12 protein-coding genes are annotated in these 16,347 nt (G+C 43.6%); 5 read left to right on the top strand and 7 right to left on the bottom strand.

Going from position 1 to position 16,347, the window contains the following annotated elements; translation table 11 throughout:
* Window positions 1-8: 8 nt before the first annotated feature.
* Complete coding sequence (locus OSCIL6407_RS0115695) at window positions 9-881, top strand: helix-turn-helix domain-containing protein (RefSeq protein ID WP_007354651.1); 873 nt, start codon at window positions 9-11, stop codon at window positions 879-881.
* 94 nt (window positions 882-975) lie between these two features.
* On the opposite strand, the gene OSCIL6407_RS0115690 is transcribed toward OSCIL6407_RS0115695, so the two are convergent.
* A complete protein-coding gene (locus OSCIL6407_RS0115690) occupies window positions 976-1,812 on the bottom strand; it encodes an abortive infection family protein (protein WP_007354652.1) in 837 nt (278 codons plus the stop codon).
* A 194-nt stretch (window positions 1,813-2,006) separates the two neighbouring features.
* Window positions 2,007-6,500, bottom strand: coding sequence for a cadherin-like domain-containing protein (locus OSCIL6407_RS0115685; RefSeq protein ID WP_007354653.1), 4,494 nt, complete (start codon window positions 6,498-6,500; stop codon window positions 2,007-2,009).
* A 942-nt stretch (window positions 6,501-7,442) separates the two neighbouring features.
* On the opposite strand from OSCIL6407_RS0115685, the gene OSCIL6407_RS0115680 reads away from it, so the two are divergent.
* Window positions 7,443-7,712: a hypothetical protein gene (locus OSCIL6407_RS0115680; RefSeq protein ID WP_026103760.1), complete on the top strand. Its 270-nt coding sequence runs from the start codon at window positions 7,443-7,445 to the stop codon at window positions 7,710-7,712.
* A gap of 83 nt (window positions 7,713-7,795) precedes the next feature.
* Here the strand turns inward: OSCIL6407_RS0115680 and OSCIL6407_RS0115675 are convergent, their stop codons facing one another.
* The 5 genes from OSCIL6407_RS0115675 to OSCIL6407_RS0115655 all read right to left on the bottom strand — a co-directional run bounded on the left by OSCIL6407_RS0115675 (window position 7,796) and on the right by OSCIL6407_RS0115655 (window position 10,314).
* Entirely contained in the window at window positions 7,796-8,005 is a 210-nt protein-coding gene (locus OSCIL6407_RS0115675) for a DUF6887 family protein (RefSeq protein WP_007354656.1), read from the bottom strand.
* Window positions 8,002-8,184 (bottom strand): DUF6888 family protein, encoded by a 183-nt coding sequence (locus tag OSCIL6407_RS0115670; RefSeq protein ID WP_019487409.1) that lies wholly within the window; start codon window positions 8,182-8,184, stop codon window positions 8,002-8,004. The genes OSCIL6407_RS0115675 and OSCIL6407_RS0115670 overlap by 4 nt, the downstream gene beginning before the upstream one ends.
* Window positions 8,185-8,619: 435 nt before the next feature.
* Entirely contained in the window at window positions 8,620-8,892 is a 273-nt protein-coding gene (locus OSCIL6407_RS0115665) for a hypothetical protein (RefSeq protein ID WP_007354659.1), read from the bottom strand.
* A 288-nt stretch (window positions 8,893-9,180) separates the two neighbouring features.
* Window positions 9,181-9,675, bottom strand: a complete 495-nt coding sequence (locus tag OSCIL6407_RS0115660; RefSeq protein WP_007354660.1) for a ParB N-terminal domain-containing protein — start codon at window positions 9,673-9,675, stop codon at window positions 9,181-9,183.
* A gap of 6 nt (window positions 9,676-9,681) precedes the next feature.
* On the bottom strand, window positions 9,682-10,314 hold the full coding sequence (locus OSCIL6407_RS0115655; RefSeq protein WP_007354661.1) for a hypothetical protein: 633 nt from the start codon (window positions 10,312-10,314) through the stop codon (window positions 9,682-9,684).
* 328 nt (window positions 10,315-10,642) lie between these two features.
* Between OSCIL6407_RS0115655 and OSCIL6407_RS0115650 the strand changes: the two genes are divergently transcribed.
* The 3 genes from OSCIL6407_RS0115650 (at window position 10,643) to OSCIL6407_RS0115640 (ending at window position 16,292) form a co-directional block, all read left to right on the top strand.
* The gene (locus tag OSCIL6407_RS0115650) at window positions 10,643-12,031 is read left to right on the top strand and encodes an NB-ARC domain-containing protein (RefSeq protein ID WP_026103759.1); all 1,389 of its coding nucleotides are present in this window, start codon (window positions 10,643-10,645) and stop codon (window positions 12,029-12,031) included.
* 653 nt (window positions 12,032-12,684) lie between these two features.
* Window positions 12,685-15,228 (top strand): CHAT domain-containing protein, encoded by a 2,544-nt coding sequence (locus OSCIL6407_RS0115645; protein ID WP_007354663.1) that lies wholly within the window; start codon window positions 12,685-12,687, stop codon window positions 15,226-15,228.
* Window positions 15,229-15,683: 455 nt separating this feature from the next.
* Complete coding sequence (locus tag OSCIL6407_RS0115640) at window positions 15,684-16,292, top strand: PepSY domain-containing protein (RefSeq protein ID WP_007357104.1); 609 nt, start codon at window positions 15,684-15,686, stop codon at window positions 16,290-16,292.
* Window positions 16,293-16,347: the final 55 nt, after the last annotated feature.

Raw genomic sequence — 16,347 nt, 5'->3', positions numbered from 1 at the left:
TTTGTGTCATGGAGATGCCAAGGGGTGATGAAACTCAAACAACCTGCTTTCCTATCTTGTCTAGTCAAAAGCAGGGTTGGGAAAATATTATAGTCGAGGAATTTCAGCATCCGCCAGGAGAGGGAAGCACTCATTACAGCGATGAACACACAATTTGTCTGTCTCTTGCACCTCGTCCTGTTCGCTTGCTGCAAATCAAGGGAGGAAGAACCCATGCGGGACTATGTGGGAAAGGCGATATTTCCATAACACCTGCCAAGACACCATTTTTTGCACGTTGGGATGGTGACGATCGCTACTTGGAGATTCGGATTGCGTCTCGTTTTATTCAAAGCGTTGCTAGAGAATCTCTAGCGATGAATCCCGATCGACTTGAATTACTCCCAGAATTTCGCACGCGCGACCCTCAAATTGAGGCAATGGGAATGCTACTTTTTGCTGAACTAAAACAAGAAAATTTAGGCGGAAGACTTTATATTGAATCACTGGCAAATGTATTAGCAATACATCTGCTGAGACAATATTCTGCGGTCAAATCTCAGCTTTCAATTTATGAGGGTGGCTTACCTGAACGTCAAGTTTTGCAAATTTTGGAATACATCAATGAACATTTGAATCAAGATATTAAGCTGGCAGATTTAGCCGAATTATTGGGGATGAGTCAATTTCATTTCAGCCATCAGTTTAAGCAATCAATCGGGATAGCTCCTTATCAATATCTGCTTCAGCAACGAGTAGAACGGGCAAAGCAATTGTTGAAACAAACAGATCGATCGATTATGGAAATTGCTTTTTTATGTGGGTTCAATAGTCACAGTCATTTGAGCAAACAGTTTCGGCAATTTACAGGTATGACACCGAAAGCATACAGAATGAATTAGTTAGATAACCCGGCTTTTGTATGGTAGGCATTATAATGCGGCAGATAACCTTAACAACCGCACCAATGGCTTTAGATCGTCTGCTGCTAAAATGTTAAGTGGCACTGTTTTTCTTCTTCTGGATTTGATACTCTTTCGTTTCAAATAGAAAATCACAAAGTGTTTTAGCCGAATTAACTGCTAACCTTGCATGATGCTCTAATGGTTTATACAAAATGACATGAGCATCACTCATCTCATTTCGCAAAGTAGCCAAGCCATGAATTATGCTTGATAGCCCTGAGAGGATTTGCCGTAAATATTCTGCAAGACTTTCCTGATCTGGAGAAAGATTCAAATGTTTTTGAACCCTCTTATAAAGCTTCGGAAGGTTCCCATCGTATTTTGGTGGATTACTATCAAACTCTTTTTCAATTGCAGATAAAACTGCCTCAACGAGAGATCGTGCATTAGTTATTGCTCCATCAAAGTCGCCTTCAGCAAGTTTCCTGTCACATTTTTTAATTTGCTCGTAAATAAAGATGTGTGTGAGTTCAACCGAATTATTGTAGGGATGTGATAAATCAATTTGAGAACCACCTAGCTTGTAAAGTTCCCATTTCTTACCCGCAGGTAGTAATTGATAGTTATCAAATTCAATAAATTGGTTGAGGTGTTCGACCGCAGCATTAATACTGTATTTCGTTCCAAGAAAATGACGAGGATCAAAGGTGGCAATTACTATATCTTTCATGGTTGGCGTATCATTGAAATCACGCAACTTCTCTTCGGCGTAAGACCAACGAGAAGGAAAACCACTACCGTATATATCCTTTAAACCAAATTCATTAAAAAACGAAACGAGTTGTGGGCCAGAACGATAGGGTGAAAGCCCTCCATCACCCGTTATAATAGCTCCGAGAGCCGATATTGTTTTTTCTGATATCTTCATCTTCACACCTCAACCTGTTTGAACGGACAATAACAGAGTAGCAATGGATTGCGATCGCTACATTAGAAGAAATATACGTTCTTAATTGCTAAAACTATTCCCTTCTGCCATACCAAAAAATAAAGTAGGGTAAGAAACGCTCACCCTACTTTATAGCAACTACTTCGCGATCGCCACTCGATCGCTAACTTCCTCTAAAACAGGAAGAGTTGCGAGTTACCAGAAACGCCGAAGTTTGCGTCCACAGTAGCGAACAAACTATTACCACCAACAGTAGAACCGTTAGAGTCATAGTAAAGTTTAGAAACCGTGCCATCATAGATCGCAACGATCGCCGGACTTGTGAGAGTAGTCTCAATCTGAGCTACAGTTGAACCTGTGCTGTTGTAGACGTAGAAACCAGAACCAAGAGGCCCTGTCCCAAAGCCACTAAAACCAACGCTATCAAGGCGAATTAGATCGTCAGCAGTGCCGTAATTGGTAATAAAATCACTGCCAGCAGCATCAGTGCCATTGAAAACAAAGACATCATTGCCGACACCACCATCTAGCGCGTCCGTCCCGAAACCGCCAATTAGGGTATCATTGCCAATACCGCCAGAGAGGGAATCAGAACCGTTACCTCCAGACATACTGTCATCGCCTTCACCACCGAAGATAGTGTCATTGAAAGCAGTACCAAGTACGCTGTTATTGCTAGCGTTGCCAGTAAATAGTACGGGCCCGCTAAAGCCGTAACCACCAACGCCGGTGCTAAAGTCGTTAATTGCAGTTGGGTAGGTATTGCCTGCGGCTGTGAGATCGGCAATACTGCTCAGAGTCGTAGTAGTAGCAGTAGTAGGTGCGATCGTACCACTGAAGACAAAATCCGCACTCCCCAAATTCACAGGGCCATTCTTGAGAGTGGCAACAGTGGTGAAACCACCAGTAGTCGTACCATTGGAGTCAAATACTAACAGTGTCTCATTGGCAGCATTAGTGAAAGCAAAGAAACCAGGACTTGTGGAAACCCCGATTGCCTTCGCTTGCGCGTCCTCGAATTTGGCGTAAGTACCGCCAGTAAAGATGACTAATTCTTTATCAGCGATATCAGGGGAAACACCGCTGACAGCATCAAAGTTAGCTGTCGTCAAATTGCCGAAAGCTGCACCTACAAACTGGAATTTGTCAACCCCAGCGATAAAGTCGGTAATTGTATCTCCGCCTTCAGTGGGAAGTTTGTAACCGAAGATATCCGCACCTTCACCGCCAGTCAGAATATCTCCACCTAACCCACCAGTGAAGAAATCTGCACCACCTGCGCCAGTCATAAAATCAGCAAAGGCCGTACCTGTAACATTGTTAGCATTGGCATCGCCAATGAATAACAGGGGGCCAGTAAAGCCGTAACCGCCGACATTATTGCTGAAATCAAGGTTCCCAGTAGGATAGGTATTACCTGCTGCGGTGAGATTGACAATGCTGGTGGTAGAAACCACAGTCGGAGTTGGAACCGTACCGTTGAATAAGAAATCTGCCGTACCCAAACCGGTAACGCCAGTACCCAAGTTAGCAATTTCTACGGCAGAAGCGGAACCAGTACCATCGACATCGAAGACTAACACGCCTTCACCCGCAGCATTTTGGAAGAAGGAGAAAACAGGAGAAGTACCTGCCCCTGGCAATGCTGCAAATTGAGTCTGTAATGAGGCTAAACTAGCGTAAGTACCGGAGAAAATTAACAGCTCTTTCCCTGTAATATCAGTAGTCTGGCTGGTAATATTTACTAAGTCAAAGTTTGAGCTATTAAGATTGCCGAAGGCCGCAGAAACGAACTGGAATTTATCGGTTCCAGAAGTAAAGCCAACAATCTTATCGCCGCCTTCTTTGGTAGTAATGTAAGAGAAAACATCGGCACCAGTGCCACCTGTCAGCCAGTCTCGGCCAATACCACCGATGATGGTATCGTCGCCGTCATCGCCATAAAGGGAATCATCGGCCTCGCTACCCAGGATTTGGTCGTTACCCAAACCGCCTTTGATTTTATCCTTGCCTTTGCCGCCATTGATGTAATCATCGCCGTCGCCGCCGTCAATTTCGTCGTCAAAGTCGCTACCGATGATGCTGTCATTTCCTCCCAAACCGTCGTATTTAACGGGGGCGGGAAATGTACCCAGGTTGACAATATCAGCGCCAGCAGTGCCCAGAGGAACCGTAACTGATGGCCCGCTAAAGACAAAGTTGCTGATGCTGAGAGTAATGCGGGCTGAGAATTGGGCAACAATCTCAAAGCGAGTGCCAATTGAGAACACTAAGACGCTGCGGCCTGTAGTAGCATCGGTAAATTGGCAGAAGACGGGGCCGCTATTGCCGCCAAGGGCCGCAAATCGGGCTTGCAAGGAGGCAATGTCGGTGACGCTGGTATCGTCGCTGAAGTCTAGAAAGTTAGAACTGCCGATGATGCCTGAGAAGCTAGAAGTAATCGTCAGTTTAGTGAAACTGGAGATGCTGATATTGCCGAAAGCAGCGGCAGAAAATTCGAGAAAATCTTCGCTGGCATTGAAATCGGTAATCAAATCTGCATCTGCGATCGCATTTACGCCTTGACGGGCTTTGCGATAGATGAAGCGATCGCGACCGGCACCTCCAGTTAGGGTATTTTTACCTTCGCTGCCTTCGATGTCGTCATCATCGTCACCGCCTTCGATTTTGTCGTCACCTGTACCGCCTTTGATTTTGTCTTTACCCAAGCCGCCTTTAATGTCATCGCCGCCATCGCCAGCTTGGATATCATCGCCTAGCGGGGAACCGGTAATTACTTGCGGAGTTGTATTGCCGACAAAATTAAAGATCGTATTTACGACTGAAATCTTTAACCGTTGGCCGCTGATGGTGGTTTTGCCATCACTCACGTCAAAGCTGAAGCTGGCATCACCAGTAAATCCAGCCGCAGCTTGGAATGTCAGCAGGCGGAGGTTGATATCGAGTTGGGTAAAGGTGAAGTCGGTGGAGGTAATCGCTTGGCCGTTATAGAATAGCTGGCCTTGGGCAGCAGTTGGTAGTTGCGTAATTTTGTAAGTGATACCGCTAACGCCATCCTCAGAATCAAAGAATCGCAGAGATTCAAATGTGATGGTTTGGAAGCCACCGGCTGCGATCGCTAATTCTTTGTTGGCTTCCAATACGGGAGGCGTGTTCGTTGTCCCCACAGGTGATGTGGTACTATTTCCACTCTGGAAGAAGTCGCTGGCTTCGAGTACCGTGGCGCTGACGTTCAAAAGTACTGCCAGTACAAAGTTACTGCTACCACGAATCTCGGTATTAACACCAACTTGGACGATGGATAAGCTGCTGAAGCTGAAATCCCCTGCGAGTAGGAATTTATCGCTGTTATCTGTATAGTCTGCGATCGTTGATTTGCCGCCGCTGGTAACGTTTTTGATGATAAAGACATCGTTACCCGCGCCGCCAACACAGGTATGGTTGCCTGTACCGCCAGTTAAGGTATCGTTACCTTCTCCTCCAGAAAGGCTGTTGTCGCCGTCGCCACCTTCTAGACTGTCATCGCCAGCGCCACCTTCTAAGCTGTTATTGCCTTGACCGGCTGCGATCGCATCGTTACCTGCACCACCATTAAGGGAGTCGTCTCCACCTCCACCCAAGATAGTATCATCGCCATCATCTCCCAAACAAGTATCGTTGCCGTCGCCGCCGACAATACTATCGCTACCAGTCCCGCCATCACAAGCGTCGTTGCCTGTACCGCCGACAAGGGTATCTTTGCCGCTATCACCGACGAGGCTATCATCGCCAGCGCCACCTTCACAAACATCGTTGCCGTCGCCACCCAGAAGAGAATCATCTCCTGCGTCGCCGCTAATGCTGTCGTCACCCTCATTGCCGCTACAGGCATCGTTGCCATCGCCACCCATGAGAGTGTCATCGCCGCCGCCACCAACAATGCTGTCGTTGTCATCGCCGCCGTCAGCTACATCGTTGCCATCACCGCCGATACAGGTATCGCTACCTTGTTCGCCAACGATGCTGTCGTTACCCCCACCGCCAGAGATGCTGTCATTGCCTGCGCCACCGCTACAGGTATCGTTGCCGCGATCGCCACTAATGGTATCGTTGCCATCGTCGCCATCACAGATGTCGTTACCTTTGCCACCGTAGAGGGAATCGCTACCATCACCGCCGCTAACGTCGTCATCATCTTGGTTGCCATGTACCCAGTCAGTACCATCGCCACCTTCACAGCGATCCTTGCCTTTGCCACCAAAAGCGGTGTCATCGCCTAGATCGCCAGTAACGCGATCGTCACCGCCGTTACCCATCGCTACGTCATCGCCATCGTCACCACTGGCAACATCGTTACCCTCGCCGCCGATGCAGGTGTCATTATCTTTGCCACCGTAGAGGACATTACCGCCTGTTCCCCCTTGCAAGGTGTCCTCACCTTTGTTGCCATATAACGTCTTGCCCCCGGTACCGCCTACGATCAGGTCGTTGTCATTAGTACCATTGATGATGTCATCATCGTCATCGTCATCATCATCATCGTCATCTTTGATATTCCCCTCTTCAGGAGAACCGATCTGATTGGAAATAATGGTTGCATTGATTGAATTAATCGTTGGAATTGCAGTTATACCTTCTTCAGGAATAGGTATTCCTACAATATTGGCTTCTAAGATTTCGTCTGCCATCGTTGTCTTTCCAGAAAACAGAGTAGATTGTTGAACGCAATCGAATTTAGGTCAAAACCGCAGGGTATCTCTATTAAAGCCTGATTTTTTTTGAAGGGCAAGTAATTTTAGTTAAAGATTTGAAAACTACCCATTCCAGCTAATATTTACCAATAGCTTTAAGCAGACACAGCAAAGCTTCGGGCGTTTACACCTTCAATTTTCGCCATAATTTTGCAGGATTCAGATGAGAATTAATTCATCTAAATCCTGTAGTAAACTAAACTTTTTCCTGTCTGCGCTTGCAAAAGGAAAAACAATATTTACTGTTATTAATTAAGTATTGAGGAATAGACATTCCTAAATACTTAACGATTTAATTATCTTGGTGATGTGCGATCGCCAAAAAATACACACCATCAAGCTTGAGAGCAATATGGCGATCGAGTACCTTAACTTGTGCTATATTTAACTTACTTTAACCATCCTTAAAGATTGAGCTTAAACTCAGTTAAGGATTATTAACTGCACCCTTTATAAGTCTGTTTATGCCGATCAAATAAAAGTATACCCACCTTGGAGCGTAAATATAACATCTCCTACGACCAATCAAAAATCGTCCTGAAATCAAGTCGCAACCTCATCAGTTTATAGAGATTTAAACTGGTTATAAAAATCAGCGATATGTAACTAATTATTAGCAACAAGTCATCAGCCTAAAGATGGATTAGAGAATAGGCGCTTTTTTGGGGCGATGTCTGCGGCTGGTTGCGCGATCGCGCCTGGGGGTGAGAAACCGGGTTTCTTTTCCAAAATCTCGGATGAGATGCTTTAGTTATCTAAGAAACCCGGTTTCTTGGGTAAGAAAGGTGCGATCGCATGGGAGTGAGAAACCCGGTTTCTGAACATTGACGCTTGAGTTAAACTGTGATATAATAAATAACCTAACTACGATCAATGGCAATGGCTACACTTCAGATTCAAAATCTACCCGATGAATTATACAGTCGTATTCAATGTCTTGCCTCTGAAAAAAATTTTACTCTCAATGAGGCAGTGATTCATCTATTAATGCGATCGTTTGAGTCCGACAAAGTGATGATAGATCGGGCGCAAGAAAGCCAACTAACGTCAGCAATCCTACAAAGGATTCGCAGTCGTCCTAGAGTTAATCCAAGGGATTTTGGATTAACAGATAGCACTGTTTTGATTCGAGAGGATCGCAACAGATGACTGTTCCGCTACGATGCGTACTGGATACAAATATTTGTATTAAGCAGTTTATCGTCGATCCTTTGACTCCTAAAGTTAATCCCTTACTCAACATGATTCAGCTTTCTTTTGAAAATAGCTTCAACCTCAATCTCAGGATTTGCTAGTTCAAACGGATAGGGATGACGATTGGCGGGATTCCGACGACTCATCAAGACTTCCATTGCTGCTTCAAAGGCTTGACTATCATTCCGATGTTCAGAAATATATCGTTTTAACTCAGCATTTGTCATTATTGACAGATTTGGAATCATAGAACAAACTCCCAACTCCCATCTTCATCAATTACAAGAGCAATATCATCATTAATTCCCGCCTGCATATAGATTGTTTTAAACCTCCGATCGTAACGGAAAACTTGGATGGGCTGGTATAAATTAGAAAGCAATTGACAGAGGAATGCTGCTGTTACTAGCTGTTGCTGTGTTGGCAAGCTGAAACTCCCATAAATAGTATAACGTATAACAATAGTTGATCGCAATTGATGGCAGCGCTCAAAAGCGATCGCGTGGGGGTGAGAAACCGGGTTTCTGAATAAAATCTCGGCGGCGATGTTTTAGTTATCTGAGAAACCCGGTTTCTTAAGAAAGGTGCGATGCCAGCCGCTGGCAACGCCTACGCATATAACTCATCGATCGTCACCAACCCGCCTTCGGTGAACTGAATCACAAGTTCTTGATCGTTTAGCAAAGCAGTTCCCAGTAATCGTATATAAAAGGTAGCCTCAATAATGAAACCGTTTCTGAAGGCAAGCAAAGATGTCCGGTAAATCCGGTATCGACGACAAATTCAATCGGTAGAGTTGAGCCGTTGAAGAGTAGAAATATCAATGTGACGGTTGCGTGTCCATCAGTTACAATGCCGGAAATCACTTATAGACACGCTCCATGACTCCACCGAATGATACAGCTACATTGTATCCAATGCGGATACCAAATAGACTGGCATTTGGATGTTTTGCGCTGAGTTTGCGGGCTGCTTTTAACCCAGTTTCATCTACTTCGTAGTCTCCTGATTCAAAGTCGATGATGACCATTTTGCCAATGTTTTTGTCGATCTCTACTTGTTGACGGATGGTGCTTTCGTACAATTTCTTTGCACGTTCTCCAACTTCTTCGCGACTTAAAAGAATTGTTTGCATAGTCTAACTCTCGCTCGCTACACTGAGTTTAAGGAACTCCTTTATGATACCTTATTGGTAAACAAAGTGAATATTGCTTACCCTACGAGTTTCGGAGGTGAATTTTGGGTTTCGTCTCTCAACCCAAACTACAGGAGAGTGGCGATGCCTACGCCTGGCTGCGCCTACGCGCTTTGTTTTGGCGAGGCGCGTGGGGGTGAGAAATCGGGTTTCTGAATAAAATCTCGGCTGCGATGTTTTAGTTATCTGAGAAACCTGGTTTATATCCTACGTTCAAGAACATCTACTCTAGTCTTTCCAGTGACATAAATCTGGAAGTAATTCTTTGTCAAGATTTCCCAACACCTCAAAAACCATTAATCTAGCTTTAACTCCAGCAATAATAAGAGCAGAGGAACGATGGTTGCCATCTATTATCAAGTGTTTGCCATCTGGCAATGCGTATGTTGCAATCACAATTTGAACTGGTTGTTTAGTTGTATTTATAAATCCACTTAATAGCTCTTGAATTTGGTCTCTACGCTTACTATTGAGACGATTTATAGCCTTGGGAATATCAGCTAATGTCAGTGGACTTGCATTGGCCACTAAGTAACTTACTTCCTCATCTATATCATTGAAATACCATGGTAAATACCAATCTGAAGGATTTTCTAGTTCATTGCAGACCATCAAGCTAACATTAACTTGCTCATTTCTTAATCTCTTCCAATCAAGTTGAACTCTGATCGATCCATTAAAAAATGATTCAAAGATAAAAAAAGGAATTTCAGTCGAAACCATAATAACTTAACATTTTCTGTCAACACTATTTAACAATTTCATGATTTTCAAGGTGTCACCTCCTTCTAAACTCAAAAGCTGCTTCACCGACTCTTCCGATAAGAAATGAGCGCTAATTTCTGTCATTCTTTGTTTGTTTTTAGATTTCAAACTGTCTAAGTATCTTGCTAAAGCATTCATCATTTCCTCCGCCAGCTCTTTACGTCCCTTACGCTCAAGGTTTTTGATTTCTATTAATGAGTAGTCAATCAAAATAACAGACATTGGTTTATTACCAAGTGAATACTCGGTTAATAAGTCTAAAGATTTACGCAGGAGATCAATATAATTATTGGCAAGACGTTCACCAGAAAACTCTAATATTGGCAATACGGCCAAACAATCATAAAGTAGTGCTGGCGCTGCATCCTTTTCTCCATGAGAAGTTCGGTTTAATCCCCATCCAATTACGCCAATTTTTTCATACATTTCCAATTCTGATAGTCCAGTTTGAAGAGATTTAATCTCTTCCGTAAGATTTTTTGTTAGATTAACTGACTTCTCCTGTTTCTTGCCTATCCAGATACCCATCATAAACAAGACAAAGCCTGCGGCAAGTTGAACTATATCTGCCCAAGTCCATATATTTTCGAGGCTCATAAGGAAAAATATCTCATCATAAATATAGGCTTATTCGTTCAATTAAAATTCCTAGTAGAACTAATAATTAGACCGCACTTGCGATCTAACACGCCATTGTAATGTATAAAAGAACAACCGTTTTATCCCCACACTTTTCCTTTGATATTCCTACCATAATCAGTATAAATTAAAGCTTTGTCTAGTCCCAAAACATCCTATTTTGCCACCCAAATTTCCGCTAACTTAAGTCTCTTTAAATCTAGTTACATACCAAAATATCTAAAAATATACTAAAATGTCTAAAACTGTGCCATAATACACAAAATCATCCCAGCCTCTTAAGCCGATGAATCTTAAGGAAATGTTAAACCTCGCCGATCGCATAGTCTTTGAGAAAACGGGTCAACACCTTGACGATTTACAAGAGGCGGTACTGAAAGCAACTCTACAACACGATACATACAAGCACGTAGCCAAAGACTTTGACTGTTCTGAAAGTCGTGTTAGGAATGCAGCTTCACAACTATGGCAATTACTCTCAGAAGAGTTAGGAGAAGATATCAATAAAAAGAATTTTCGCTCAGCGATGGAGAGGTTACAAATCTCCCTATTTTCAAATGTTGTACAAGATCATGTCCGAGTTGGTAACATTAACTTCTGTGAACAACCCAGACACCCACCAGAACCACCAAACTCACACCCACCAAATCAAGAAACATCTAATACAAAACAACCTGAAACTCCACATCAAGATTTAAGTGAGATGCCAGAATTAGGCACTTTCTACAATCGCACTCCTGAACTCCAAACCCTCACCAACTGGATTGTACAACAACACAGCCGCCTCATCGCCCTCACTGGTATCAGCGGCATCGGCAAAACATCCCTAGCAGTACAACTCGTACAACAAATAAAAGATGAATTTGATTACATAATTTGGCGCACCATAGACGCATCCCACACCCTCGACGAATTTCAACACGAACTAATCCAGCTTTTCTCCGAGTCAGAAAAGCTAGATTCTCCTGCAACTAACCCGAAACGCTTACCCCTAATTAAGTATTTACAAAAGTACCGCACTTTAATAGTCTTAGATGACGTTCACCATCTTTTCAGTAGCGGTGAATTAGCAGGAAAATATAAACCAGAGCATGAAGAATATCGCTCCTTTTTAAAACAAATAGAAAAATTATCCCATCAAAGCTGCTTTTTGCTAATAGGTTGGGAACAACCCAGAGAAATCCCTCAAGTTAAAAGCCAAACTACTTCTATTCGTACCCTACAACTCACTGGTTTAGATATCGCTGCCGGACGGGAGATATTGAGAGATTATGGATTAGGAGAAATAGATAGTTACTCAGAACTCATTCAGCGCTATGAAGGCAATCCTTTATGGTTAAAAAGCGTGGCGACTCTAATTCAAGAGTTGGGAGGATACATGACTGAGTTATTACCAGATGATGCTATATTGTTACCCGAAGATTTGAAAGATATTTTACAGGAACAGTGCGATCGCTTATCCGAATTGGAAAAACAAGTTTTATACTTATTAGCTAAGGAAAGCCATCCTGTCAACCTAGCAAAATTACTAGAACAAGGACAAATATCATTATCTGATTTACTAAATGCACTGCAATCTCTATCGCGGCGTTGCTTCATCGAAAAACAAGACAATCTTTATACTTTGCCACCTGTACTGAAGCAGTATATCAAACAGTTAACAGTTAACAGTTAACAGTTAACAATTAATAGTTAAAAAATTTTCAGAATTACCCTGAAATACAGGCCTAATGCCTGAATTCCTTTAAACAGGACTAAAAATCCGGTGGGAAATCTCCTTTACGAGACTTTACCCTAGAAGTTAAGGACTAAAGTTTGAGACAAAGTTTGGCAAGGGTGCAAAATGTCAGCAACGGTGAGAGAAAGGCAAAAAAGTTTCTAGTCTTGAGTTGTGACTGCTGAGTGCTAATTTCCCGATCGCGAACTTAACACTTAGAAAAGCTCAGAAAGTCTAAGAAATTACCAACTTATAGGTACGATCGCTTATCTCCCACCACTATATCAAGAAACTTTTATTGATTTAGCTACGACTTGCAGACGCGGGGCCAAAAACCCGGTTTCTGCGTCAAATAGCAAGGGAAGGAGAAAAGGGTAAAGGCAATAGGGTTCAGTTAGCGGTTGTCATTGCGAGGAACGAAGCGATCGCAGTATCTGTTTTTCACAGGCTTTAGCCTCCACAACTGTCCGATCTCAACCTTATTGAGGTAAAGGGGAGATTTCTCTTCCTTCTTCCTTCGTCATAATTAGTCATAGAGAGGCTTAGCAATTGCTAATGCAGACCATAAACACAGGGGCAATTAAAGAATCGATCGGGAGGGCACTAAATCTGTGACCCAAGAATTTTTGTTATCTGTTACCCCAGTTGGGGAAGATGAATATCTCGTGCGGACGGAAAGGGTTGCACCTGGCGTACTATTGGCAGAAGAATTAGTGACTTGGCCAGTAGCAGAGTGGCTTACCCTTGCCGAACAACTGATGAATGACCCCTTGCTAGGTTTGCTTGAGGGAAAAGTTGCGATCGCACAGGGACAAAGGAAGGCAAAACCAGAAATTGCCACCCCATCTCTCAAAACCAGTCCTAGACCGAATCTGACGGCTCTCGGTCAACAGCTTTATAATGGGCTATTTCAAGGCAATCTCCGGGATAGCTGGACTTGCGCCCAAGCGATCGCCCAACACCGCCGAGAGGTGTTGCAGTTGCGTTTGGGACTCAAAGGCCGACGTTTGCCGCGTTTGCCTTGGGAGGTTTTGCACGCTGCCGATCGCCCTTTGGCTACTGGTACGGATGTGATTTTTTCCCGCTATCAACCGGGTGTCAGTTTGCTCAAGCAGAGGCGAATACTTGCGCCTCAGCAGCCTCTAAAAATATTAATGGCGATCGCGGCCCCCAACGACCAAGACAGCTTACAGCTCAAAAGAGAAGCCCTCCACCTCCAACAGGAACTCCAAAACCGGGCTACTCTTGAAAATAATGTTTATGCCCCGCAAATTCAATTAACAATCCTAGAACAACCCGATCGCGAACAGCTTACTCAAGCCTTAGAACAAGGACAATATCAAGTTCTACACTATGCCGGTCACAGCAATCTCGCAGCTAGAGGCGGCGAACTTTACTTGGTCAGCGACAGGACAGGTTTAACTGAAACCTTAAGTGGCGATGATTTAGCAGGTTTATTAGCTAACAATGGCATTCAAATGGCCGTGTTCAATTCCTGTCGAAGTGCCTATGGCGATCGCTTTGATGGGGATGACACTGGAGAACGCAATTTAGCAGAAGCGCTGGTGAAGCGCGGCATTCCTGCGGTGTTAGCGATGGCCGAACGCATTCCCGATGAAGTAGCTTTAACTCTGACGCGCTTATTTTACCGCAACCTGAATCAAGGTTATCCGGTGGATCTGAGTTTGAGCCGAGCAAGGGCGGGTTTAATTTCTGCTTACGGTTCTCATCAGTTGTACTGGGCCTTACCGATTCTGTATCTGCATTCAGATTTTGACGGCTATCTGACTGGGGCGCAAACTGGGATTTGGGCTCAAGCGAAGGGAGTAGATGCGACTTTAACAGGCAATTTGAGCTATCCGCCATCTTATCCTGCTCTCCGTCACGGTCAGCAATCAGAGGAAAATCTGGCTGGATACGACGGACTTGCGCCTGATGAGGAAATAGAAAGTCCTTTGGTGACAGACTTTGGGGATTTCGCTGATGACGAAGATGATTGGGGCAATGAGGCTGAAAATTCAGCTTTAATTGCTAATTTCAGGCATCAGCTAGCTAATAATGAATCCCAAAGAGAGGAGGCTTTAAGTCAGAGGAGACAGAAACAGGAGCATAGTAACAGTATTGCTCAATCTCAAAGTCCTTCTTCTGTTCCTTCGTCGTTTAAGCGAAATTCTCCATCTCAAATCCCACAACCTGCTAATACCAATTCTCGCCAAAAGCCCAATCCGCAGGCAGAGCAATTACCTAGCAAATCGGCGCGTTTAAAACCATCCCCTGTGAAAGCGGGAAAACACAAGAAAAAATCTTTAGCATGGGCTTATTGCTTATTTCCAACGGGTATTGTGGCATCAATGGTGTTGGGTTTGTGGTTTTGGCAAAACCGAGGGCCCAAACCTGGGGAAATGTTGCCGATCGCATTACCACCAATTACGGACTCTGTGGGCCCAAACGCGGAGGTTGTTAATCTCAAAGTAGCTAGTAGTTCTCAGGTGCAAGCGATCGCAATCCAAAAGTTTAATCAAGGTAAGCTTTCTGAAGGACAACAAGCTGTAGAAGAACTCTTAGATCCTAAACGGCGACAAGCGCTAAAACACGCTGAAGTTGCTCTCACGGCGGCTTCGGAAACAGCGCCGGACAACCCGGAAATTAAGTTTCTCTGGGGTCGCTTAGCTTGGCAATCGATTCAATCTGACCAAAATAATAATAAATATAGTGTTGATGATGCTAGGCGTTACTGGGAAAGTGCTCTGAAATCGCGGCCAGAGTCGGTGGAGTATCGCAATGCTTTGGGTTTTGCTTTATATGTGGAAGGCAATTTAAATCAAGCTTATCAAGTTTGGTTGGAAGTGCTGGATTTAGTGGAAGCAACTGTCAGGACAGGGCCGCAATCAGTTGCTTCTGGCCCGGCGATACCTTCGACAAGAAGTGAGGAAGCGCTAACTGCTTATGCTGGATTAGGATTAGTAAGGATGCAGCAGGCACGCGATCGAGGATTGTCGCCTCAGCAGCGGACTGATTTGTTGCACGAAGCAAGTAGACTCCGGGAACAGGTGATAGCGAGTGATGCGGAGAGTTTTCAACCTACTTCTTTGAGCAAAAACTGGTTATGGCCACAGAAGGCGATCGGGGATTGGCGATCCCTACAAAAAATGTAAAAAATGGTAATTGGTAATTGGTAATTGGTAATTGGTAATTGGTAATTGGTAGCAGGAGGCAGGAGGCAAAAGGCTATTATGTAGAAGGCAGAACGAAGTATTTTTGTAAAAAAACTGGTTTCTTTGGTGGGGTGCGTAAGTCTTGATTGTGTTAAAATATTAATTGATTTTGTAGGAAATGCAATTTTTTTACTTTAGGTAACTAAGGAGACTTGACGTAACTATCTTGTGTGCAGGAATATAAGTAATAAAATGTAAATAGATAGAACTGACGCTCCTCTGTCAGTCCAAGTAAATTTAAGTAAAGGATTTCAGCATAAATAGGACTTACGCAAAACTATCCGTAACGCCCTACTGCGATCGTGCGTAAGTCTTGATAAAATATCCTGACGCTGACACAATAGTGCTAGTCTGATTTATAAACAACAAAAAACTGACAAAAAGGATATTCATAGATGGTCAACGTTAACTTTCGTAAACTGCATCGCCAAATTTCACCGATTATATTCATCCCTTTACTATTAACAGCCTTAACGGGAGTTGCCTATCGGCTAGCAGAAAGTTGGTTAGGTATGGAAGAGGATGGAACCCAAAATTTCATGGATATTCATCTTTTTATGGATATTCACCAAGGAAGCTATCTCGGATATAAACTCAGAGCAGTTTATGTACTTTTACTAGCTTTGGGAACGATTGGACTAATTGTTACTGGTCTAACAATGACCAAACTTTTTGGTGCAAATCGTCGTGAACGACCAGATGCTAAACTTGATTTTCGTAAAGTTCACCGTATAGCTGCACCAATTATTTTCTTACCTTTAGCAGTCAGTGCAGTGACAGGTTTAATCTACCGAATTGGCAGCAGTTGGTTTCAAATGTCCGATGAGGTAGGAGAGATTTTCATGAAGATTCACCAAGGAGAATACCTGGGAGAATTTCTAATGCCCATTTATGTACTTTTGGTTGGTTTGGGAGCTATATTGATGCTGGTCAGTGGCATTAATATGACTGGAATTTTCCGTAAGAAACGGCAACCACAAATAGATAAAGAGAGCGATGAATAGAGAGATAAAAAAAGAGGGGATATGGGTGGCGATCGCAGCCACAAATAATACTGTT

The organism is Kamptonema formosum PCC 6407 (assembly GCF_000332155.1).
Classification (GTDB): domain Bacteria; phylum Cyanobacteriota; class Cyanobacteriia; order Cyanobacteriales; family Microcoleaceae; genus Kamptonema; species Kamptonema formosum.
The sequence above is the reverse complement of the archived record's forward strand: the minus strand, read 5'-3'. Positions and strand labels throughout refer to the sequence as shown.